The sequence below is a fragment of the Pseudomonas sp. GW821-FHT09D08 genome (assembly GCF_059416305.1).
This window is the reverse complement of record NZ_JBWKOX010000005.1, coordinates 303,245-323,345: the sequence shown is the minus strand read 5'-3', so window position 1 is coordinate 323,345 and position 20,101 is coordinate 303,245. Positions and strand designations below refer to the sequence as shown.

The window sequence follows — 20,101 nt, the reverse complement described above, 5'->3', positions numbered from 1 at the left end:
GGCGGCGTCACGGACGACGCCCCCCTCCCCCGCAACAATTTTGCATCCAGGCTTTACCAGGCTCCTGTGTAATATAGCCGCCACAACACTCATATTCAGGCAACCAGACTATGACCGTGGCCTTGACCTCCATCAAGATCAGCACCGACTTCGACAGTGGCAATATCCAGGTGCTCGACGCCAGCGACGCCTACCAGTTGCTGCTGGCCATCCAACCCGATACCCGCAGCCACCATTACCAATGGTTCCACTTCAAAGCCGAAGGCATGCACGTGGGCCACACCCATAACTTTCGTCTGAGCAACGCCGGTGGCTCTTCGTATAAGCACGCCTGGAGCGGCTACAACGCTGTCGCGTCTTATGATCACGTCAACTGGTTCCGAGTCCCTACGCGCTTCGACGGCGAGATCCTGCACATCAGCCTCGAAACCCGTGAGAAACATGCCTGGTTGGCCTACTTCGAGCCCTACAGCCGCGAACGCCACGACTGGCTGATCGACCAGGCCCTGAAGTACGCCGGCACCCAACTGCTGGCCACCGGCAAAAGTGTCGAGGGCCGCGATATTCAACTGTTGCGACGTGGCAAAGGCGGCGAAGGCCGACGCAATGTCTGGATCATTGCCCAGCAGCACCCCGGCGAACACATGGCCGAATGGTTCATGGAGGGGATCATCGAACGCCTGCAACAGGATGGCGATGCCGAGATGAAAAAGCTCCTGGCCGTTGCCGACCTGTACCTGGTGCCGAACATGAACCCCGACGGCGCCTTCCACGGTCACCTGCGCACCAACGCCATGGGCCAGGACCTCAATCGCGCCTGGCAAAGCGCCAGCCAGGAGATCAGCCCGGAAGTGCTGTTCGTGCAACAGCAAATGCAGCAATACGGTGTCGACCTGTTCCTCGATATTCACGGCGACGAAGAAATTCCCTATGTGTTCACTGCGGCCTGCGAAGGCAACCCCGGCTACACCCCGCGTATCGAAGCGCTGGAAAAACGCTTCCGCAGCCATTTGAGCTCCCTGACCCGTGACTTCCAAACCACCCACGGCTACACCCGCGACTTGCCGGGCGAAGCCAATATGACCCTGGCCTGCAATGCCGTCGGCGAGCAGTACGACTGCCTGTCCCTGACCCTGGAAATGCCGTTCAAGGACAACGACGACGCCCCCAACCCGAAAACCGGTTGGTCAGGCGAACGTTCCAAACAGCTGGCCAAGGACGTCTTGAGCAGCGTGGCCGATATCGTCACGGTCCTGCGCTAACGCCCCTGGCCCCCGGCATCAGTCCTTGGTGCCGGTCATGCTCTGCAACACACCATCGCGCCGAATCAACCCATGGAACAGCGCCGCCGCCAGGTGCAGCAGTACCGTCAGGAACAGCAGGTAGGCCAGATACCCATGGGCCTTGCGCAATAGCGCAAACAGCGGTGCATCCGCCGCCACCAGCGCCGGCAACTGCACCGAACTGCTGAGCATCACCGGATCGCCCGCCGCCGAAATCATCGCCCAGCCCAGCAGCGGCAATACCAGCATCAACCCATACAAGACCAGATGGGACGCCTTGGCCGCCAGCACTTGCCACAACGGCAAGTCAGACGGCAACGGCGGCTGGCGGGTGGAGAAGCGCACCGCCAGGCGCACGATCACCAGCACCAGGATCGCGATCCCCAGCGGCTTGTGCAGGTGGATCAACCACTCATGCCGCTCCGACACTGACGCCGCCAGGCCTGCGCCGATAAACAACATGGCGATGACCATCAGCGCCATCAACCAGTGCAGCAGGCGCGCCAGGGGCGCAAAAAACCGTGGTTGGGCATTCATGGCTTCGACTCCGCTGGGGCACTGTGCAAGGGGCTGACTTCACCGGCACGGCGCAGGTACGAACTGGCATACGCCGCCGAACGTGCAGCCAGCAGCGGATCATTGGAGGCTTCGATGCCGCTGGGCAAAATCAACGGATCGAAATTAATGTCGCGACAATCGCCGTCGGCCTGGGGCTGGCTGCTTTGCAGCACCAGGGTGCCGGCATTCAGCACCTTGTGCTCACCGCTCCAGGGTTTGCTCGCATCATCCAGCGGGTCGCCGGGGTTGGCCAGGGTCATGTTCAATTGCCAACGCAACGGCCCTGAGGCCAGGCGTTGCACCAGGTCTTTCTCCAGAAAGTCGGCGCCCGCTGGTGCGGTCTCCCCCGCTGCATCCTGAATCTGGGGCACTACGCCCCAGCGCACGGCCTGGCGCTTGCCCTCGGCACTCACCAGGTAAAACGCGTTGATACCGTTATAGGTTTCGGTCGCATAACTGGCCGATGGCCTGGCCGTCTTGACCCACGCCAGGAATGGCGCCGCCTCAGGGTGTGCGGCAAAAAACGCCGGCATATTCGCCGGGTTCGGCTTGCCGGTGGCCGGGTCCGGCGCGCCGGCCTTGAGCATCTGATAGAACGCCTCGGGCGTGCCCACCGGAAATACCGGCATACTGTTCATGCCGGTACGCCATTGCTGGCCGTTGGCCAGGCTGAACTGCACGGCAAAGCTGCGGATCGGCACACTGCTGTCCGGCGCATAGGGGTTGCCGCTGGGCAGGGCGAAGCGGCCGATCAACGGCGTCCTGGCCGCGCTGAACACCTGGGCGCTGGAGTAGGCACGCGCCTCGGCACTGCTTTCGAAATACCCGGCCACGCACACGCCCTTGGCATGGTTACGCCGGAATCCAGGGTGCACGCCGTTGTTGGTTTCCAGGGCATTGACCAGGGTTTTCGGACGCAGGCGTTGTGGGTCGAGGCTGCCGTTGACGTAGGCAAATGCCCCGGCCATAACTGCAACCACGGCGCCAATACCCGCAAGTCGTGCGATCAGGCTCGCCGTGCTTAACGGGGGACGTGGCGGTGATGAGTGATCTACCATGAACAGACTCCAGGGCCTGAAGGCCTTTGGGGGTAACCATAAGGTCGGAACATTAAGACGAACACCGATCCGCTCTATTCCCAGGCCCTGGATTTATTTTCCACGGCCGGGAATAACCGTTCACGCCGGACGTCTCTCTAGTCCCAGCGTAGTGACCAGCCAGACACCCATGCATGAACTCGACGAACCGTTACGTGAACTCATCCCCAGGCTGCGGCGTTTCGCTGTGTCCCTGACCCGTAACGCCAGCAGTGCCGACGACCTGGTGCAGGCGACCCTGGAGCGGGCGATCACCCGTTGGGCCGACAAACGCATCGAGGGCGATCTGCGCGCGTGGCTGTTCTCGATCCTCTACCGGCAGTTCCTCGATGCCCACCGCCGCACCCGGCGCTATGCACGCATGCTGGAATTCTTTACCGGCCGCGATGATGCGCAGCCGTCGGTGGAGCGCACCGTCATCGCCCAGGCGACCCTGCAAGCCTTCGACCAACTCAACACCGAACAACGCGCACTGCTGTTGTGGGTGTCGGTGGAGGGCTTGAGCTATAAGGAAGTCGCGCAAATACTCGAGGTGCCGATCGGCACCGTGATGTCGCGCCTGTCCCGGGCGCGCCAAGCGTTGCGTCAACTCAGCGATGGCGACATCGCCAGCCCTTCCCTGCGGATACTCAAATGATCAGCCTGCCCCCCAGCGAACGCGACCTGCATGCCTACGTCGATCACCAACTCCTGGACAGTGATCGCCGTGTGCTCGAAACCTATCTGGCCGCCCACCCCGAGGTCGCGGCCCAAGTGCAGGCGTGGCAGCAGGACGCGCAATTGCTGCGCGCGTCCTTGAGCGGCGCCCTGCAACAACCGGCCAACCCGGCGCTGGACCCGGCGCTGATTCGCCAGCGCCTCAAGCACCAGACGCGCCGCCGCTTTGCCACCGCCGCAGTGCTGCTGATGGCCGTCAGCCTCGGTGGCCTCGGCGGCTGGCAAGCCCGTGAAGCCACACAACCACCGCTGCTGCCGATGGCCGATGCGATGCAAGCGTTCCGCCTGTTTGCCCAGGAGGGCATCATGCCCGCCGACTACAACGGCCAGGACCGCGGCACGATGCAGGCGTGGCTCGACCGCTACTTCAATCAAGCCCATCGCCTGCCGGACTTGAGCCAGGAGGGCTTCACACCCGTCAGCGGGCGACTGCTCACTACCGATCAAGGCGCCGCCGCCATGGTGCTGTACCAGGACGCACAAGGTCGACGCCTCAGCTTCTACATCCGCCCACCTGGCCCGGACAACGGTTTCCTGCCCCGTGGCGAGCGCACGGCGGATGGGTTGCAAGCGCAATACTGGTCCGGCGGCGGCTACAACTATGCGGTGGTCAGCCCGACGGACCAGCCGACGCCGCCCCTGCAGCCGTTCTAGATTGGTCAAATCGCCACCGGCGCCCTAAAGTAAGCGACCACCGCACTACAGAGTGACTCGCATTGGCCGTGCTCCCCCTTATCCGTCGTTTGCTCGGTAAAAAAACCGACACACTGGACGACACGCCCATCCAAACGTTCTTTCAGGACAAAGCCCGGCAACTGGGTTACACCCTCAGTGCTGGCCAAGCCCAGGCCATCACCGCGATGGCGCGCCAGACCCGGCACCTGCTCGCCAGCCAGCCGACCCGCAGCCTGTACCTGCACGGCCCGGTGGGGCGCGGCAAAAGCTGGCTGCTGGACGGTTTCTTCCAGGCGCTGCCCATCGCCGAGAAACAACGCGTGCATTTCCATGAGTTTTTCGCCCGACTGCACCGCGGTATGTTCACGCACCAGGCGACGGACGATGCCTTGGCCATGACCCTGGACGAGTTGCTCGACGGCTGCCGCGTGCTGTGTTTCGACGAGTTCCACGTGCACGACATCGGCGATGCCATGCTGATTACCCGGCTGTTCAAGGCCCTGTTCCAGCGTGGCGTGTGGGTGCTGGTCACCTCCAACTATCCACCCGAAGGGCTGTTGCCCAACCCGCTGTACCACGAGCGTTTCAAGCCGGTGATCGACTTGATTGCCGCGCGTATGGACGTGCTGGAAGTCAGTTCGCCCGAGGACTTTCGCAGCCTGCCCCAGGCCCATGCCGCGCAGCGCTTCACCACCGGTTGTTACCTGTGGCCGGGCACACAGGCCCAGCGTACGGCGCTCGGCCTGCCGGTCAGCGGCGGCCCGCCGCAGACGCTGACGGTGGGCCACCGCACATTGATCTGCCGCCGGCATCAGGCCCGCACCATCGTATTCGCCTTCAACGACCTGTGCGAACAGCTGACGGCGGTGATGGACTACCTGTTGCTGTGCGAGGCGTTCGATCACTGGGTCATCGACGGCCTGCCCCGCCTGGCAGACTGCCCGATCGCCGTGCAGCAGCGGTTTATCAACCTGGTGGACGTGCTTTACGACAAGGACAAGCACCTGATCCTGATCGGCGAACAACCGCTGGCACAGGCCATGAGCGGCCAGGCCATCGACCTGGCGCGCACCGCCAGCCGCCTGAACCAATTGCAACAGGCCAACCCGCAACGGGTGCGCGACCCGGTATCATGAGCGCCATTTACGCCCCCTTGCCGAGTGACCGCGCCGTTCATGAATACCCTCGCACAACTCAAGGCCGGCCACTTGGCCGGCATTACGCGCCTGGACCTGTCCTGCGGGCTCACCGAATTTCCTGAGGAAATCTTCGGGCTGGCCGACTCCCTGGAAATCCTCAACCTCAGCGGCAATGCCCTGAGCCGCCTGCCCGACGACCTGCACCGCCTGCCGCACCTGCGCGTGCTGTTCTGCTCGGACAACGCCTTTACCGAACTGCCGGAATGCCTGGGCCAATGCGCCAAACTGAGCATGATCGGCTTCAAGGCCAACCAGATCAGCCACGTGCCCGCCGCCGCGCTGCCGCCGTTGCTGCGCTGGCTGATCCTCACCGACAACCGCATCAGCCAGTTGCCCAGCGAGTTGGGCGAGCGGCCGCTGCTGCAGAAACTGATGCTCGCCGGGAACCAACTGACGCAGTTGCCGCAGAGCCTGGCCAACTGCAGCAACCTGGAGCTGATCCGCATTGCCTCCAACCGCCTCACGCACCTGCCCGAGTGGCTGTTGACGCTGCCGAGCCTGACGTGGCTGGCCTATGCGGGCAACCCGGTGGAAATGGCCGTGGATGTGACGGTAGACGACGCGACAGCGGCTATTCCCTGGACGGAACTGGAACTGGCCGAGGTGCTGGGCGAAGGTGCCTCGGGGGTGATTCGCAAGGCCCTGTGGACCCCCATGGCCAAGCCCGTCGCCGTCAAGCTGTACAAAGGCACGATCACCAGCGACGGCTCGCCGCTGCACGAAATGCAGGCCTGCATCGCCGCCGGGTTGCACCCTAACCTGATCAAGGTGCAAGGCCGCGTGGTGGGTGCCCCCGAGGACCAGGCCGCATTGGTCATGGACCTGATCGACCCGAGCTACCGCAACCTCGCCGCCCTGCCGAGCCTGGCCTCCTGCACCCGCGACGTCTACGACCCCGCCACCCGCTTCAGCCTCGACACAGCCTTGCGCATGGCCCGGGGCATCGCCTCCGTGGCCGCGCATTTGCACCGGCACGGCATCACCCATGGCGACCTGTACGGGCACAATATCCTGTGGAATGAAGCGGGCGATTGCTTGCTCGGGGACTTTGGCGCGGCGTCGTTTCATGCCAAGGCAAACACCTTGGAAACACGAGCCTTGCAACGCATTGAAGTGCGCGCGTTCGGGGTGTTGCTGGGGGAATTGCTGGAGCGGGTTGAGGCGGGGTTGATTGACGAGGCGCTGGTAGCGTTGCAGAAAAGCTGTTGCCAGCCCGACGTGTTGGCACGGCCGAGCTTCGAAGAAATCAACGCCCTGCTGCAATCCATCCAACACCGCTAAACAAATGTGGGAGGGGGTTTGCCCTAATGCCAGTCAGTTAAGCGTACATCGCCTCCTGTAGGAGCGAGCTTGCTCGCAAAAAACGTCAACGATAACGCGTGCTTCCTGAATGAGCGCGGCGCCTGTGAGTTTTTCGCGAGCAAGCTCGCTCCTACAAAAAGCCTTAACTGACTGGCATTAAGGCTTGCCCCTCCCACATTTTGAATGCGTTTCTTCAGTTGATAAATCAGCCGGCCAGGCCGACGAACATGTCCTGCACGTCGTCGTGGTTGTCCAAGCCTTCGAGGAAGGCTTCGACTTCAGCCATCTGCTCATCGGTCAGGCCGCTTACCGGGTTCTTCGAGATGTAGCCCAACTTGGCCGACAGCACGGTGAAACCCTGTTCCGGCAGGGCCTTTTGCACGGCGTCCAGGTCGGTGGTCTCGGTGATGAACAGGGTGGTGCCTTCTTCTTCGCCGTCTTCAAAGTCCTGCGCACCGGCTTCGATCGCGGCCATTTCCGCATCGGCATCCGGGGTGTCCGGCGAGGCTTCGATCAGGCCGACATGGTTGAAATCCCAGGCCACGGAGCCGGAAGCACCCAACTGCCCCTTGCGGAACGCCACGCGGATTTCCGCCACGGTGCGGTTGATATTGTCGGTCACACACTCGACGATCAACGGCACCTGGTGCGGGGCGAACCCTTCGTAGGTCACGCGGTGGTATTGCACGGTTTCACCGAGCAGACCGGCGCCCTTCTTGATCGCGCGTTCCAGGGTTTCCTTGGGCATCGAGGCCTTTTTGGCCTGTTCCACCACCAGACGCAGGTGGGCGTTGGTCGCGGTGTCGGCACCGTTGCGGGCGGCGATGGTGATTTCTTTCACCAGCTTGCCGAAGATCTTGCCCTTGGCATTGGATGCCGCTTCTTTATGTTTGACTTTCCACTGTGCGCCCATGACTCACTCTCTTCTATACATCGCGCCGAAACGTCTACTGGCCGGCGCTTTGGGGGCAGAGTTTATAGGGCAAAAACGCTCTGATCCACCAAAAAACCGGCCATACCCCTCAGGTTCGCAAGGGTTTGATCGCCCCACGGCAGTCCGGCACGAAATCCCCGACCTGGGCCAGCACGGCCGGCCTGGCGTTCCAGTAGGGCATCAGCACCAGCGAGGAAAACAGCGCGGCACCGGCAAACACGATAAACACCGTCACCGTATCGAAGTAACCCGGCAGCAACCCGCCGAGGATCGCCCCCACCGAACCGCAACCGTTCACAAAGCCTGCGGCAGTCGCCCCCGCCTTGGCGGTGCCGAAGTCGATGGCGGCGGTGCTGCTGATCATCGAGTCCGGCCCGTAGAGGGTCAGGCCCATGACAAACAGCAACGCCATCACCAGCACCACGCTGCCGGTGTGCAGTGCGCCCATGAACAGCGCCAGGGCCACGGTCAGGGCCAGCAGGCTGAGCACGCAGGCCGGCATGCGGCGGGCGCCGAACAGTTTGTCGGACGCCAGCCCGATCAGCACTGGCCCCAGCAAACCGGCCAGTTCGAACGCCGTCGGCACGATGGCCGCGCCGACCTTGCCCACCGACGGCATCTGCTCATACACAATCACCGGCCCCCACAACAGGATTGCGTAGCGCGCCGGTTTCAGCAGGAAGTACGCCAGCCCCAGGGTCAAGACAGTGCGGTTACGCAAAATCGCCCGCAGCGGTTCCAGCACGCTGATGCGCTTCTCGGCGGCGGCCTCCTCGGCGCTCAACAGCGGCTCCGGTTCCACGGCCGGCAAGCCCACGTCCTGGGGCGTGTTGCGCTGGAAGATAAAGAACAGCAGCGCCACACACGCCACCACCGCCGCACTGGAGATAAACGCCGCATGCCAGCTGCCGATCAGGGTGTAGGCCCACCACCCGGCAAAGGGCGACGCCACCAGGCCGCCGAAGGCGTAGCACGAACTCCATAGCCCCAACACTCGCCCGCGCTGCTGCGCCGGGAAGAAACTGCCGAGGTTCTTGCACAATCCCGACCAGCCGGTGGACTGCGCCAACCCCTGGATCAACATGCAGCTGATAAAGATCGGCAAGGTGGCGAATGTGCCCATCACCAGCGCCGCAGCGGCAGAAATCAGTAACCCGCCGAGCACCACGACACGCGGCCCGAAGCGGTCAGCCAGCATGCCCCAGGTGAACTGCCCGACGGCATAGGCCGCCAGGTAAATGCCATCCAGGTTGGCCATCATCATTTTGTCGAGGGGGAAACTCGGGTCGTCGACGATCCCCAGCTTCGCCACGGAAAACGCTTTGCGAGTGAAATAGAACGCGGCGTACGCCAGCCAGGTGATGGCGAAAATCTGCACGCGCCAACGCTTGATGCTACCCATAGGGATATTCATGGTGGTTCTGACCTCAGGTGAGTGTGCCGGCAGAATCGAGAAGCGAATGCCTGTTGTTTTTATGCTTGCGCACTGCAATGCCGAGCCGTGGATGGCGCGGCATTGGTCAGATGGGTCCGGTGTCCAGGAGCCCATGGCCCCGTAGGTTGTAGGACTCAACCTACGGGGGTTGAGGCGTATCAAAGCAATGGCTGACTAATAGGTAAAATCGATTTATCGTATTTCAAATATAAGTTCAGCTTGTAAGAGGATTCGCGATGTCGGTGTCCCACACACAGCTCAAAGCGTTCCACGCCGTCGCCGTCCACGGCAGTTTCACCCAGGCCGCCGAACGGTTGTTCCTGACGCAACCGGCGATTTCCGACCAGGTGCGCAAACTCGAAGAGCGCTTCGGCGTGCTGTTGTTTCATCGCAACAAGCGCTCGGTGCGCCTGACCGACCTGGGCGAACGCCTGCTGAGCATCACCCAGCGCCTGTTTGTGATCGAAGCCGAAGCCGAGGAACTGTTGCAGGACTCCCGCGCGCTGCTCACCGGCACCCTCACCCTCGCCGTGGATGCCCCCGTGCACGTGCTGCCGCAGATCGCGCGGTTTTGCCAGCTGTACCCGGGGATCAGCGTGAAGATCGAAACCGGCAACACCGACGAATCGCTGTTTCGCCTGTACAACTACCAGGCCGACCTGGCCTTGCTGGGCCGCGACGTCGACGATGAGCGCCTACTGTCGCTGCCGTTGCCCGACGACCAATTGCTCGCCTTTGTCGCGCGCAACCACCCGTGGGCCGGACGCGCGTCCATCTGCCTGGCCGACCTGGACGACACGCCGCTGGTATTGCGTGAAATCGGCTCGGTCACCCGCCAGACCCTGGAGCAGGAAATGAGCCAGGCAGGCTTGCGCATTCGCCCGGCGATCCAGGTGGAGGGCCGCGAGGCCGCCCGTGAAGCGGTGGTGGTGGGCATCGGCGTGGGCGTGGTCTCGGCGGCGGAGTTCGGCGCCGACTCGCGGGTATACGCCATGCCGATCCGCGATTGCAGCCAGCGCATGAAAGAAACCCTGGTGTGCCTCAAGGAACAGAGTTCACGCCGGGTGGTGGCGACATTCCTGGAGATCGTGCGCGACAGCCTTCAGCCCGGCGCCAACTCGAAGAACGCCTGAATCAGGCGCAACGAGCGGCGCCGCTCCATGCAACCGAGCAGGTGCCGGTTGACCAGCCCCTCGCCCTGAATCGGCACCGCCTGCACCCGCGGGTCGGGGCTGACTTCCATGGACGAGACCACGCCCACCCCCAACTCAGCGGCGACGGCTTCGGTCACCGCCTCGCGGCTGTCCAGTTCCAGCAGCACCTTGGGCTGCACATTCGCGGCCATGCAGGCCTCATCGAAGGTACGCCGGGTGATGGAGCTGGGCTCGCGCAGCACCATGATCACCTCGTTGAGTTGCTCGAGGCGAATACCCTCGGGTTGCTGCGCCCACGCATGGCTGGCCGGCACCAATGCGCACAGCCGCGACTCGCTCAACGGTTGCAGGTGCAGACCGTTGCGCGGTTCCACTTCGGTGAGCACCGCCACATCCGCATGCTCGGATAACAGCGCGGCGAGGGTTTCCTGGGCATTGCCCAGGCGCAGGTTCACGGTAATCCCGGGGTAGCGCGCGCGCAGGCTGGCAATCATCGGCATCACCAGGTGCGGGCCGTCCGCCGCCACTTCCAGGCGCCCGCTCAGCAGTTGGCGGTTGGCCTCCAGCATGGTCTGGGCTTCGTCCACCAGGCCAAAGATCGCCCGTGTGATCGCCGCCAGCCGCGCGCCCTCTTCGGTCAACTCCACCCGCCGCGCGGTGCGGCGCAGCAACGGGATCTGGTAGTACTCCTCCAAGGCCTTGATATGCCCGGTCACCGCCGGTTGGCTGATGAACAGCCGCGCGGCAGCACGGGTAAAACTGCCCTCACGGGCCACGGCGTCGAACGCGCGCAGTTGGAACAGGTTCATATCTATCGGCCTCACTGATAGCTCGCATAACAACAAACAATTTGATTGATGACAAGCCAAACTGCAATTTAGGCGCCGTAGCTTCAACCCCCGATGCCTTGCGAGGACTTGAGATGACCACTGCCGCGCCGATCCTGCTGACCCCTGGCCCCCTGACCACATCGAACCGCACCCGCCGGGCCATGATGGTGGACTGGGGTTCATGGGATGACCGTTTCAACCAACTCACCGCCAGCGTCTGCGCGCAATTGCTGGCGATCCTCCACGGCGAAGGCAGCCACCATTGCGTGCCGTTGCAAGGCAGCGGCACCTTTGCGGTCGAGGCCGCCATCGGCACCCTGGTACCGCGTGACGGCAAGGTGCTGGTGCTGATCAACGGCGCCTACGGCAAGCGCCTGGCCAGGATCTGCGAAGTGCTCGGCCGTGATTTCAGCACCTTTGAAACCGCCGAGGACCAGCCCACCACCGCCGCCGATGTGGAACGCCTGCTGGCGGCAGACAGCGCCATCACCCACGTTGCGTTGATCCACTGCGAAACCAGCACCGGCATCCTCAACCCGCTGCCGCAGATCGCCGAGGTCGTCAAACACCATGGCAAGCGCCTGATCATCGACGCCATGAGCTCCTTCGGTGCGCTGCCGATCGATGCCCGCGAAGTGCCGTTCGACGCGCTGATCGCCGCCTCCGGCAAGTGCCTGGAAGGCGTGCCGGGCATGGGCTTCGTTTTCGCGAACAAACAGGCGCTGGCCGCCGCCCAGGGCAACTGCCATTCCCTGGCGATGGACCTGTTCGACCAGCACAGCTACATGACCAAGACCGGCCAATGGCGCTTTACCCCGCCGACCCATGTGGTCGCCGCCCTGCACGAAGCGCTGCTGCAATATCAGGAAGAAGGCGGCCTGCCCGCGCGCCACCGACGCTATGCCGACAACTGCCAGGCCTTGCTCGACGGCATGGCCGCACTGGGCCTGCGCAGCTTCCTGCCGGCGGCGATCCAGGCACCGATCATCGTGACCTTTCATGCCCCGACAGACCCGCGCTACCAGTTCAAGGACTTCTACGAACGGGTCAAGGCCAAGGGTTTCATTCTGTACCCCGGCAAATTGACCCAGGTGGAGACGTTCCGCGTGGGCTGCATCGGCCATGTCGATGCGCAAGGGATGCGCGCAGCGGTCAAGGCGATCGCCGAGGTGCTGGAAGAAATGTGTAGGAGCGAGCTTGCTCGCGAAAATGCTTAACGATAACGCGGGGTGCCTGATGCCCCACGGTGACCTCTGCTTTTTCGCGAGCAAGCTCGCGCCTACAGCCCCAATTTGAGCCACAGGATCTGAACCATGAACTATCAAAACCCCAACACCCTCCAGGCCGTCATCCTCGACTGGGCCGGCACCGTGGTCGACTTCGGCTCCTTCGCCCCCACGCAGATTTTTGTCGAGGCCTTCGCCGAATTCGATGTGCAGGTTTCCATCGAAGAAGCCCGTGGCCCGATGGGCATGGGCAAGTGGGACCATATCCGCACCCTGTGCGACCAGCCGCAAGTCGCCGAGCGCTACCGCCAGGCGTTCGGCCGCACGCCCACCGATGACGACGTGACCGCGATCTACCAGCGCTTCATGCCGTTGCAGATCGAGAAAATCGCCGAGCACTCGGCGCTGATCCCCGGTGCCCTCGAGACCATCGGCCAGCTGCGCGGGCAAGGCATCAAGATCGGCTCCTGCTCGGGCTATCCCAAGCAAGTCATGGACAAGGTGGTCGCCTTGGCCGCCACCAACGGCTACGTCGCCGATCACGTGGTCGCCACCGACGAAGTGCCCAACGGCCGCCCATGGCCGGCCCAGGCACTCGCCAACGTGATCGCCCTGGGCATCGACGATGTGGCGGCGTGCGTCAAGGTCGACGACACCGTGCCGGGTATCCTCGAAGGCCGCCGCGCCGGGATGTGGACCGTGGCCCTGACCTGCTCCGGCAATGCCCTGGGCCTGACCTACGCGCAGTTCCGCGCCCTCGACGCCGCGACGCTGGCCAGCGAACGCACGCGTATCGAAGCGATGTTCGAAGGCTCGCGCCCCCATTACCTGATCGACACCATTACCGACCTGCCGGCCGTCATCGCCGACATCAACCTGCGCCTGGCCCGTGGCGAAATGCCGCAAACCAACTGATAGAGGTCAAGACAACGACATCGCACCGGGCAAACCGCGCAAAACAGGCTTACAGTAAAAGGACTTCGTCGCCAAAGAACGAAGGTTCGCCCTGATGAGTGAGGAACCCAGCGATGCCGTGGAAAAATTCCGATACGCGCTACAGCACCATGTCGATTGCGCTGCACTGGTTGATGGTGGTGCTGCTGGCGGTGGTCTACGCCTGCATTGAGTTACGCGGCCAGTTCCCCAAAGGCAGCGGTGCACGGACGTTGATCGTCGAGATGCATTTTATGTTCGGCCTCACCGTGTTTGTGCTGGTGTGGCTGCGCCTGTTCGCGCGCAGCCTGGGGGTTGCCCCCAAGATCGTCCCCGCCCCGCCACAATGGCAAAGCCTGCTGGCCACGCTGATGCACGTCGCGCTGTACGCCTTGATGATCGGCATGCCGATTGCCGGTTGGCTGATCGTCAGTGCCGAGGGGCATTCGGTGATGTTCTATGGGATCGAGCTGCCGCCGCTGATTGCTGAAAACAAGGCGCTGGCCAAGCAGATCGAGGGCTGGCATGTGTGGTTCGGCAAGGTCGGTTACTGGCTGATCGGGCTGCATGCGTTGGCGGGGATCTTTCATCATTATGTGATGCGTGATAACACGGCGCTGCGGATGATGCCGGGCAGGCGTGGCGGATCCTTCACCCAGTCGGCTGACTGATCCTTTAGCAAATAGCCAAAGCCCGCAGGGTCTTCCATGCGGGCTGCGGATGCGCCACGGTCTATAACAAAGCAATTGACTCACGGCTGACGGCGCGTGCCTGTTCGTCCTTGTCCAGAATATCCTCCAGTGAATCAAGCGTTGTCGCAGTAACGCGCTGCAAGGTACGGCGAATAACCCTTTCGATATCCGTAAAACGAATGCGTGAAGACAAAAAGGCGTCCACCGCTACTTCATTGGAAGCATTTAATATAACGCTGGCCTCTGGATGCTCATTAATCACCGCCATTGCCAACTCAAGACAGGGAAACCGTTGCAGATCAGGCTGTTCAAACGTCAACTCGGATAATTGGGTCAAATCCAACGAGGGCACGCCAGACAGCACGCGATGGGGATAGCCCAATGCATGGGCAATGGGAGTGCGCATATCCGGGCGACCCAACTGAGCCAACACGGACTGATCTCGAAATACCACCATGGAGTGAACGATACTCTGGGGGTGTATCACGGCTTCTATGCGGGATGGCGCAATGTCAAACAGCCAACGAGCCTCAATGATCTCCAGGCCTTTGTTAATCATCGTCGCCGAATCAACGGAAATCTTACGGCCCATCACCCAATTGGGATGCGCACAGGCTTCTTTTGGCGTGACGTCCTTCAGAGAGGCAACGGAGCGCGTCCTGAACGGGCCTCCCGACGCCGTGAGTATCAAACGATCCACCCCGACCAGGCCATCACGGCTGCCTTGCAGGCATTGGAAAATTGCATTGTGTTCGCTGTCGATTGGCAAGATAAGCGCGCCTGACTCACGGGACGTGTCCATGAACAATGCGCCTGACATAACCAGCGCTTCCTTGTTCGCCAGCAGTATTTTTTTACCGGCCCTGGCCGCACTCAATGTGGGCAGGAGCCCGGCCGCCCCGACAATCGCAGCGACCACCGTATCGCACTCTCCGGCGCTGGCGGCACATAAGGCGTCCAGGCCACATCCCACCTCTGTGGGCAATTGCGCCGCTTGAAGATGGGCCTGAAGCTCAATGGCGTGATGCGGCTCACTGACAATTGCCAGCGCGGGCTTATACCTCAAACACTGTTTAAACAACTTTTCGATATTGCGATGCGCACTTAACGCATACACGACAAATGCATCCGGATTACCTGCGACCACCTCTAAAGTACTGTCGCCAATGGCCCCGGTAGAACCGAGAATACAAAGGCGCTGCAACATAGCTCCACCCTCTAGCCTCTTTACACGCAAAACTTACCCTTTCGATTTTGGCACCTGCACCTTAACCGCCTATAAAATTTAGCTATATATTCTCATATAAAAAACAATAAACCCGTCACTCAACGCGCACAACACCATATATAACAACTCGCAATTACTTAAGAAAAACACAGCAAATCCATTCTAAAAAAACGCTTGAAAAGTAAAACCCCACCCACTAAGTTTCGCCCTACCCGTGTACCTGTCTGCTGTTCACTACATTATCTTTCTCGCCGTAACCCTGTAGCGAAGACACAATGGATGGAGCCTTCGTTATGAGCGAGTTACTGATTCTGGTCGATCGACACGACCGTAAAAAAGGCTGTGCCTCTAAATTGGAGGCCCATCGCACAGGCCAACTGCATCGAGCGTTTTCGGTGTTCATCTTCGATGACGCGGGCCGTTTATTGCTGCAACAACGGGCATTCGGTAAATACCACTCTCAAGGCTTGTGGACCAACACCTGTTGCGGTCATCCCCGCCCCGGCGAACGGACAAAGGCGGCGGCAGAACGCCGCCTCCGGGAAGAGATGGGAATAACCTGTTCCCTGCGCAAAGTCTCCACACTGCTTTATCGCGAGCCGGTTTCAAACCAGCTCATTGAGCATGAGTTCGACCACATCTTTGTTGGCGTCAACCCTGGTGATCCAATTGCCAATCCCAACGAAGCCCATGCGTGGCAATGGACGACGCCTGCACAGATCCATGCACGCATCAACGCCGCTCCCGGCACCTTCACTGTCTGGTTCCGACGGATATTCGAGTCCATTGGACTGGCGGGCGTGCACGCCTGGAAAGAGCTGGCGCCCGCCAATCGTTAGGCCTAACTGGCGCCAACCGGAGTGTTCACCATGTTCGAACTACTCAATACCATCGACATACCCGAGGATTTACGGGCGCTGCACCCCAATGCGCTTGGGCCTCTTGCCGATGAGCTGCGGGCCTTCATACTGCATAGCGTTGCAAAGACCGGCGGCCATCTGTCCGCGAATCTGGGCACCGTCGAATTGAGCATCGCCTTGCATTATGTGTTCGACACCCCCACGGACCGGCTCGTATGGGATGTGGGCCATCAGGCCTACGCGCATAAAATCCTCACTGGTCGCCGTGAAGCCATGGCCGGCATCCGTCAGTCGGGTGGCATCTCGGGGTTCCCGAGGCGCAGCGAATCGCGCTATGACGCCTTTGGCACCGCACATTCCAGCACTTCGATTTCGGCGGCCCTGGGCATGGCATTGGCCGCCCGCCTCAAAGGCGAGCCTCACCACTGCATTGCAGTGATCGGCGACGGCGCCCTGTCGGGCGGCATGGCGTTCGAAGCCATGAACAATGCCGGGCTTTACAGGGACTTGCCGTTACTGGTGATCCTCAATGACAACGCCATGTCGATTTCACCTGCCGTCGGCGCCCTGTGTTCTCACCTGGGCCAACTCCGGTTCAACCGCTGCGCCATCAAGCTCGAAGGGCTCGCTGCTCCGGCACCGATGTTCGAGGCGCTGGGATTCCAGTATCACGGTCCCATCAACGGGCATGATCTGGACGAATTGCTGCCCGCCCTGTCAGCCATGCGTAACCTGCGCGGGCCGCAACTGCTGCATATCATCACGGAAAAGGGCCACGGCTATTCACCGGCCGCCACTGACCCGGTGCTCTATCATGGCCCCGGAAAGTTCGAACCGGCTCAAGGCCTCCTTCCCGGCACGCCAGGCAACCCCACCTATACACAGGTATTTGGCCAATGGCTGTGTGATGAGGCGCAAAACGATCCGCGCGTCGTCGCCATTACTCCCGCCATGCGCGAAGGTTCGGGGCTGGTTGAATTTGAACGACGTTTCCCGGATCGCTACTTCGATGTCGGCATCGCCGAGCAACACGCCCTGACCTTCGCCGCCGGGCTTGCTGCCGAAGGCATGAAGCCAGTAGTCGCGATCTACTCGACCTTCCTGCAACGCGCCTATGACCAGTTGATTCACGACATCGCCATTCAAAATCTGCCGGTGGTATTCGCCATCGACCGGGCAGGTATCGTCGGTGCCGACGGCGCCACCCACAACGGGGCCTTTGATATTGCCTACCTGCGCTGTGTGCCCAACCTGACGATCATGGCGCCTGCCGATGAAAATGAATGTCGACAGATGTTGCATACCGCGTTGCTCCTGAAGGGGCCGAGTGCTGTGCGCTATCCACGAGGAACTGGTTGCGGTGCGACTGCGGCAATAGCACTGCAGACAGTGCCGGTGGGGAAAGGTGAGATCCGCAGAACATCCACTCAACCAGAGGGGTACCGCATCGCTTTCCTGACGTTCGGCTCACTGTTGTCGCCGGCTCTTGAAGCCGCCGATACGTTCGATGCGACGGTGGCCAACATGCGTTTTATCAAGCCCATTGACACTGACCTGATTAAACGCCTGGCGTTTACCCATGACTGGCTTGTAACCCTTGAAGAAGGTTGCGTGACAGGGGGGGCCGGCTCGGCGTGTATTGAGCAATGGGTGAGCGCGGGCCACTCACCCCCCGTGCTGCAATTAGGGCTCCACGATCACTTCATCGAGCATGGCCCCCCCGAAAAAGTGCTTGGCCTATGCGGACTGGATACGCCCGGGATCATCCATGCGGTAGAGGCGTTTCTGAAGCCGCACGGAATAGCGTTTTCCAACAACCGCGCGATAACAGGCGACGTTTCAGTCTTGGCAACAGCCTGAACGCCTGCCCCAGGAGGCACCCTGTGAACAAGCACACAGCAAGTACCCTAGCCGAGGCTGAGCGCCCTTATAAAATCATACGGGGCCCCAGTATCAATCCCTATCAAGAGCGAGTCGTACGCGCCTATGGCGACAGTCCTGATGATTGGCGCAAGGCGATTGGCAATGCCTTGTGGTTCCAGTTTGGCGTCTACGATGACACATGTTCCGCGCCACCTCTTACGCTTGATGAGTCAGGCAAACGGTACTTCGAAAGACAATTGAAACTGGCCGGCCTTGCACCAACTGAAAAACCGACTATCAACCGTATTCTCGATGTTGGCTGCGGCTGGGGTACTGCCTTGAGGTATATGGCTGAACACTTCCCCGATTGCCAGCACTTGGACGGCGTCAATATCAGCGGGCGCCAGCTGCAGCACAGTGCCAAACTGCATACAAAACAGGGATTATCCAAGCGTATTCATTTATATCAATGCAACGCACATGACATCGATTTATTACCCGATTTGGATAGCCTCTATGACGTGGTGATTATGCGTGGTGTTATCTCTCACTTCCCCAATGATTTATACGAAACCGTCATGAAAAAGTTATGGCAGCGCATGGCCACGGGCGGCACGATCATTATTTCCGACAACCTCTACAACGTAGCATTGGATAAATATACCTCTGACATACCTGATCTGGTTGACAGGCTCGCCTGCCAACACCGCAAAACAGCTGATTATTTTTCGAGCGTAATGGAGCGCAGCAAATTCACCATCCAGGACATACGCGTACTGCCCAGCAATGCTGACGCCGTACATTGGCTGCTCGATATAAAGTCAAATATCGAACAGCACTTTCCGAACGGAATCACCGGTGCGCTGGAAGAGCTACACGTGATGTGCGAGAGCCTGGCGGTTGCCCTCGTCAAAAACAAACTTTCAATCTATAGCACGATCGCAAAGCGGTTCTAGTACAGCCATATCACCCAACAACGGCTATAGAGGAGTGAATCATGCAGCGCTCGCCCAACTTCGTATCCCACTTAGCCAACCTCCCGAAACTGGGAGACACCCTTTATCACCCTGACTTCAACTTAACCCTCAAGCCTATGTGGCATCCGGCTCATGCGGAAACGGATAGGCTGGTCGCCCTCACAGATAGCCCCTATATGCTGGCCCACTACGGTAGCCAGAAAGCCGTTGACCACTATTTATCTATGGAAATGACGGCCTATGGCGGTCTCGCGTACCCGCATACTAAAAACGACAGGATCTATAATCTGGAAAGAATGATGAGTATCACCACACTCATCGACGACACGACCACACGGCCTGAAATCCTTGGTAACCATGCACTGCAAGCTGAACTTCGCCAACATTACTTCGACGCAATTGCCGGCATTAAGCCTCCCGCAAAATTTCCTATCGCTCAACTGCTGTATGAGGGGCTGATCCCCATCAAGAAACAGCTGTTATCCAAACCACAAGTATGGAAACGCATGGAGGACTCGCTCAATACCCTCATTAGCCGACAGACCCACTCGCTGGCGTTAGAGATGAACACACTCACCTTCGAACGTTATCTGGAACTACGACGCGTTGATAATTATGGTGAGTGGGCAGCCATGATGACTGAATATGCTATCGACGTAGACATGACCGAAGCATTGGCAATCGATGAATCACTCGTTACGGTAAGAACAGCCGCTATCGACTCGATCACACTGGTGAACGACCCCTATTCGTTCCGCAAAGAATTACACATCACGGACTCTGTCAATTCCGTCTGGTTGTTCATGCACCTTGAGGGGCTCACGCTTCAGCAAGCGATCGACAAACTGGCTGGCATTGTTCAGGACAATGAGAAGAAACTCATTGCAGCTCGCGACAAAGTGCTTGCCGGGCCGCTCGGCAATCGCAGCGACGTACGAGAATACCTCACGGAACTGGAGCATCTGGCCTCGGGCAATGCTGAGTTCCATGCAGTCAGCACGCGTTACCACGGGAGCGATTTCAAAGGAAAACGATTTATCTGCGGGCAAGTGACCATCAGGCCGCTTCCCTCTACCGATGAAATCGCCGCCGCAGATATTGCAGAACAACAGGCCACTCGTACGAAACAGTGACGTCA

Annotated in this window: 19 protein-coding genes; 13 read left to right on the top strand and 6 right to left on the bottom strand. The window is 60.5% G+C overall.

The features are described 5' to 3' along the window. The first annotated feature begins 110 nt into the window (after positions 1-110). Positions 111-1,262 (top strand): M14 family metallopeptidase, encoded by a 1,152-nt coding sequence (locus tag AC07OP_RS12925; protein ID WP_027606265.1) that lies wholly within the window; start codon positions 111-113, stop codon positions 1,260-1,262. A gap of 18 nt (positions 1,263-1,280) precedes the next feature. Here AC07OP_RS12925 and AC07OP_RS12920 read toward each other — a convergent pair whose 3' ends face one another. Both AC07OP_RS12920 and AC07OP_RS12915 read right to left on the bottom strand, forming a co-directional pair. Next, positions 1,281-1,820, bottom strand: a complete 540-nt coding sequence (locus tag AC07OP_RS12920; protein ID WP_065940125.1) for a cytochrome b — start codon at positions 1,818-1,820, stop codon at positions 1,281-1,283. Continuing rightward, entirely contained in the window at positions 1,817-2,899 is a 1,083-nt protein-coding gene (locus AC07OP_RS12915) for a catalase family peroxidase (protein ID WP_141155412.1), read from the bottom strand. The genes AC07OP_RS12920 and AC07OP_RS12915 overlap by 4 nt, the downstream gene beginning before the upstream one ends. Before the next feature lie 169 nt (positions 2,900-3,068). Between AC07OP_RS12915 and AC07OP_RS12910 the strand changes: the two genes are divergently transcribed. The 4 genes from AC07OP_RS12910 (at position 3,069) to AC07OP_RS12895 (ending at position 6,810) form a co-directional block, all read left to right on the top strand. Beyond that, positions 3,069-3,575 (top strand): RNA polymerase sigma factor, encoded by a 507-nt coding sequence (locus AC07OP_RS12910; RefSeq protein WP_027606262.1) that lies wholly within the window; start codon positions 3,069-3,071, stop codon positions 3,573-3,575. Then, positions 3,572-4,309: an anti-sigma factor family protein gene (locus AC07OP_RS12905; protein ID WP_495101714.1), complete on the top strand. Its 738-nt coding sequence runs from the start codon at positions 3,572-3,574 to the stop codon at positions 4,307-4,309. Before AC07OP_RS12910 ends, AC07OP_RS12905 begins: the two co-directional genes overlap by 4 nt. 62 nt (positions 4,310-4,371) lie before the next feature. Beyond that, complete coding sequence (gene zapE, locus AC07OP_RS12900) at positions 4,372-5,466, top strand: cell division protein ZapE (RefSeq protein ID WP_495101715.1); 1,095 nt, start codon at positions 4,372-4,374, stop codon at positions 5,464-5,466. Between the two features lie 39 nt (positions 5,467-5,505). Further along, positions 5,506-6,810: a protein kinase gene (locus tag AC07OP_RS12895; protein ID WP_495101716.1), complete on the top strand. Its 1,305-nt coding sequence runs from the start codon at positions 5,506-5,508 to the stop codon at positions 6,808-6,810. Between the two features lie 226 nt (positions 6,811-7,036). On the opposite strand, the gene AC07OP_RS12890 is transcribed toward AC07OP_RS12895, so the two are convergent. Then, positions 7,037-7,744 (bottom strand): YebC/PmpR family DNA-binding transcriptional regulator, encoded by a 708-nt coding sequence (locus tag AC07OP_RS12890; RefSeq protein WP_027606258.1) that lies wholly within the window; start codon positions 7,742-7,744, stop codon positions 7,037-7,039. Positions 7,745-7,853: 109 nt separating this feature from the next. Then, positions 7,854-9,179 carry an MFS transporter gene (locus tag AC07OP_RS12885; RefSeq protein WP_495101717.1) on the bottom strand — a complete coding sequence of 442 codons (1,326 nt, stop codon included), beginning with the start codon at positions 9,177-9,179 and terminating at the stop codon, positions 7,854-7,856. A 257-nt stretch (positions 9,180-9,436) separates the two neighbouring features. On the opposite strand from AC07OP_RS12885, the gene AC07OP_RS12880 reads away from it, so the two are divergent. Next, positions 9,437-10,333, top strand: a complete 897-nt coding sequence (locus AC07OP_RS12880) for a LysR substrate-binding domain-containing protein (RefSeq protein WP_495101718.1) — start codon at positions 9,437-9,439, stop codon at positions 10,331-10,333. Here the strand turns inward: AC07OP_RS12880 and AC07OP_RS12875 are convergent. Beyond that, on the bottom strand, positions 10,303-11,163 hold the full coding sequence (locus AC07OP_RS12875) for a LysR substrate-binding domain-containing protein (RefSeq protein ID WP_495101719.1): 861 nt from the start codon (positions 11,161-11,163) through the stop codon (positions 10,303-10,305). The two genes, AC07OP_RS12880 and AC07OP_RS12875, sit on opposite strands and share 31 nt — an antisense overlap. 113 nt (positions 11,164-11,276) lie before the next feature. On the opposite strand from AC07OP_RS12875, the gene AC07OP_RS12870 reads away from it, so the two are divergent. From AC07OP_RS12870 to AC07OP_RS12860, 3 genes are all read left to right on the top strand, one after another. Further along, complete coding sequence (locus AC07OP_RS12870; protein WP_495101720.1) at positions 11,277-12,401, top strand: 2-aminoethylphosphonate--pyruvate transaminase; 1,125 nt, start codon at positions 11,277-11,279, stop codon at positions 12,399-12,401. Positions 12,402-12,497: 96 nt separating this feature from the next. Beyond that, the gene (gene phnX, locus AC07OP_RS12865; protein ID WP_495101721.1) at positions 12,498-13,325 is read left to right on the top strand and encodes a phosphonoacetaldehyde hydrolase; all 828 of its coding nucleotides are present in this window, start codon (positions 12,498-12,500) and stop codon (positions 13,323-13,325) included. Between the two features lie 113 nt (positions 13,326-13,438). Continuing rightward, a complete protein-coding gene (locus AC07OP_RS12860) occupies positions 13,439-14,014 on the top strand; it encodes a cytochrome b (protein WP_115488518.1) in 576 nt (191 codons plus the stop codon). A gap of 61 nt (positions 14,015-14,075) precedes the next feature. Here the strand turns inward: AC07OP_RS12860 and ispC are convergent, their stop codons facing one another. Next, positions 14,076-15,242, bottom strand: a complete 1,167-nt coding sequence (gene ispC / locus AC07OP_RS12855) for a 1-deoxy-D-xylulose-5-phosphate reductoisomerase (RefSeq protein ID WP_495101722.1) — start codon at positions 15,240-15,242, stop codon at positions 14,076-14,078. A gap of 314 nt (positions 15,243-15,556) precedes the next feature. On the opposite strand from ispC, the gene idi reads away from it, so the two are divergent. The 4 genes from idi to AC07OP_RS12835 are packed head-to-tail and all read left to right on the top strand — an operon-like array spanning position 15,557 to position 20,096. Continuing rightward, positions 15,557-16,102 (top strand): isopentenyl-diphosphate Delta-isomerase, encoded by a 546-nt coding sequence (idi, locus tag AC07OP_RS12850; RefSeq protein ID WP_495101723.1) that lies wholly within the window; start codon positions 15,557-15,559, stop codon positions 16,100-16,102. 30 nt (positions 16,103-16,132) lie between these two features. Then, complete coding sequence (gene dxs, locus AC07OP_RS12845; RefSeq protein WP_495101724.1) at positions 16,133-17,983, top strand: 1-deoxy-D-xylulose-5-phosphate synthase; 1,851 nt, start codon at positions 16,133-16,135, stop codon at positions 17,981-17,983. A 23-nt stretch (positions 17,984-18,006) separates the two neighbouring features. Further along, positions 18,007-18,942 carry an SAM-dependent methyltransferase gene (locus tag AC07OP_RS12840; RefSeq protein WP_115488521.1) on the top strand — a complete coding sequence of 312 codons (936 nt, stop codon included), beginning with the start codon at positions 18,007-18,009 and terminating at the stop codon, positions 18,940-18,942. A gap of 41 nt (positions 18,943-18,983) precedes the next feature. After that, positions 18,984-20,096 (top strand): terpene synthase family protein, encoded by a 1,113-nt coding sequence (locus tag AC07OP_RS12835; protein ID WP_115488522.1) that lies wholly within the window; start codon positions 18,984-18,986, stop codon positions 20,094-20,096. Positions 20,097-20,101: the final 5 nt, after the last annotated feature.

Bases quoted from the DNA above. Each gene is read 5' to 3' on its own strand.
- AC07OP_RS12925 (WP_027606265.1), top strand. From the start codon at position 111: ATGACCGTGGCCTTGACCTCCATCAAGATCAGCACCGACTTCGACAGT.
- AC07OP_RS12920 (WP_065940125.1), bottom strand. From the start codon at position 1,820: ATGAATGCCCAACCACGGTTTTTTGCGCCCCTGGCGCGCCTGCTGCAC.
- AC07OP_RS12915 (WP_141155412.1), bottom strand. From the start codon at position 2,899: ATGGTAGATCACTCATCACCGCCACGTCCCCCGTTAAGCACGGCGAGC.
- AC07OP_RS12910 (WP_027606262.1), top strand. From the start codon at position 3,069: ATGCATGAACTCGACGAACCGTTACGTGAACTCATCCCCAGGCTGCGG.
- AC07OP_RS12905 (WP_495101714.1), top strand. From the start codon at position 3,572: ATGATCAGCCTGCCCCCCAGCGAACGCGACCTGCATGCCTACGTCGAT.
- AC07OP_RS12895 (WP_495101716.1), top strand. From the start codon at position 5,506: ATGAATACCCTCGCACAACTCAAGGCCGGCCACTTGGCCGGCATTACG.
- AC07OP_RS12890 (WP_027606258.1), bottom strand. From the start codon at position 7,744: ATGGGCGCACAGTGGAAAGTCAAACATAAAGAAGCGGCATCCAATGCC.
- AC07OP_RS12885 (WP_495101717.1), bottom strand. From the start codon at position 9,179: ATGAATATCCCTATGGGTAGCATCAAGCGTTGGCGCGTGCAGATTTTC.
- AC07OP_RS12880 (WP_495101718.1), top strand. From the start codon at position 9,437: ATGTCGGTGTCCCACACACAGCTCAAAGCGTTCCACGCCGTCGCCGTC.
- AC07OP_RS12875 (WP_495101719.1), bottom strand. From the start codon at position 11,163: ATGAACCTGTTCCAACTGCGCGCGTTCGACGCCGTGGCCCGTGAGGGC.
- AC07OP_RS12870 (WP_495101720.1), top strand. From the start codon at position 11,277: ATGACCACTGCCGCGCCGATCCTGCTGACCCCTGGCCCCCTGACCACA.
- phnX (WP_495101721.1), top strand. From the start codon at position 12,498: ATGAACTATCAAAACCCCAACACCCTCCAGGCCGTCATCCTCGACTGG.
- AC07OP_RS12860 (WP_115488518.1), top strand. From the start codon at position 13,439: ATGCCGTGGAAAAATTCCGATACGCGCTACAGCACCATGTCGATTGCG.
- ispC (WP_495101722.1), bottom strand. From the start codon at position 15,242: ATGTTGCAGCGCCTTTGTATTCTCGGTTCTACCGGGGCCATTGGCGAC.
- idi (WP_495101723.1), top strand. From the start codon at position 15,557: ATGAGCGAGTTACTGATTCTGGTCGATCGACACGACCGTAAAAAAGGC.
- dxs (WP_495101724.1), top strand. From the start codon at position 16,133: ATGTTCGAACTACTCAATACCATCGACATACCCGAGGATTTACGGGCG.
- AC07OP_RS12835 (WP_115488522.1), top strand. From the start codon at position 18,984: ATGCAGCGCTCGCCCAACTTCGTATCCCACTTAGCCAACCTCCCGAAA.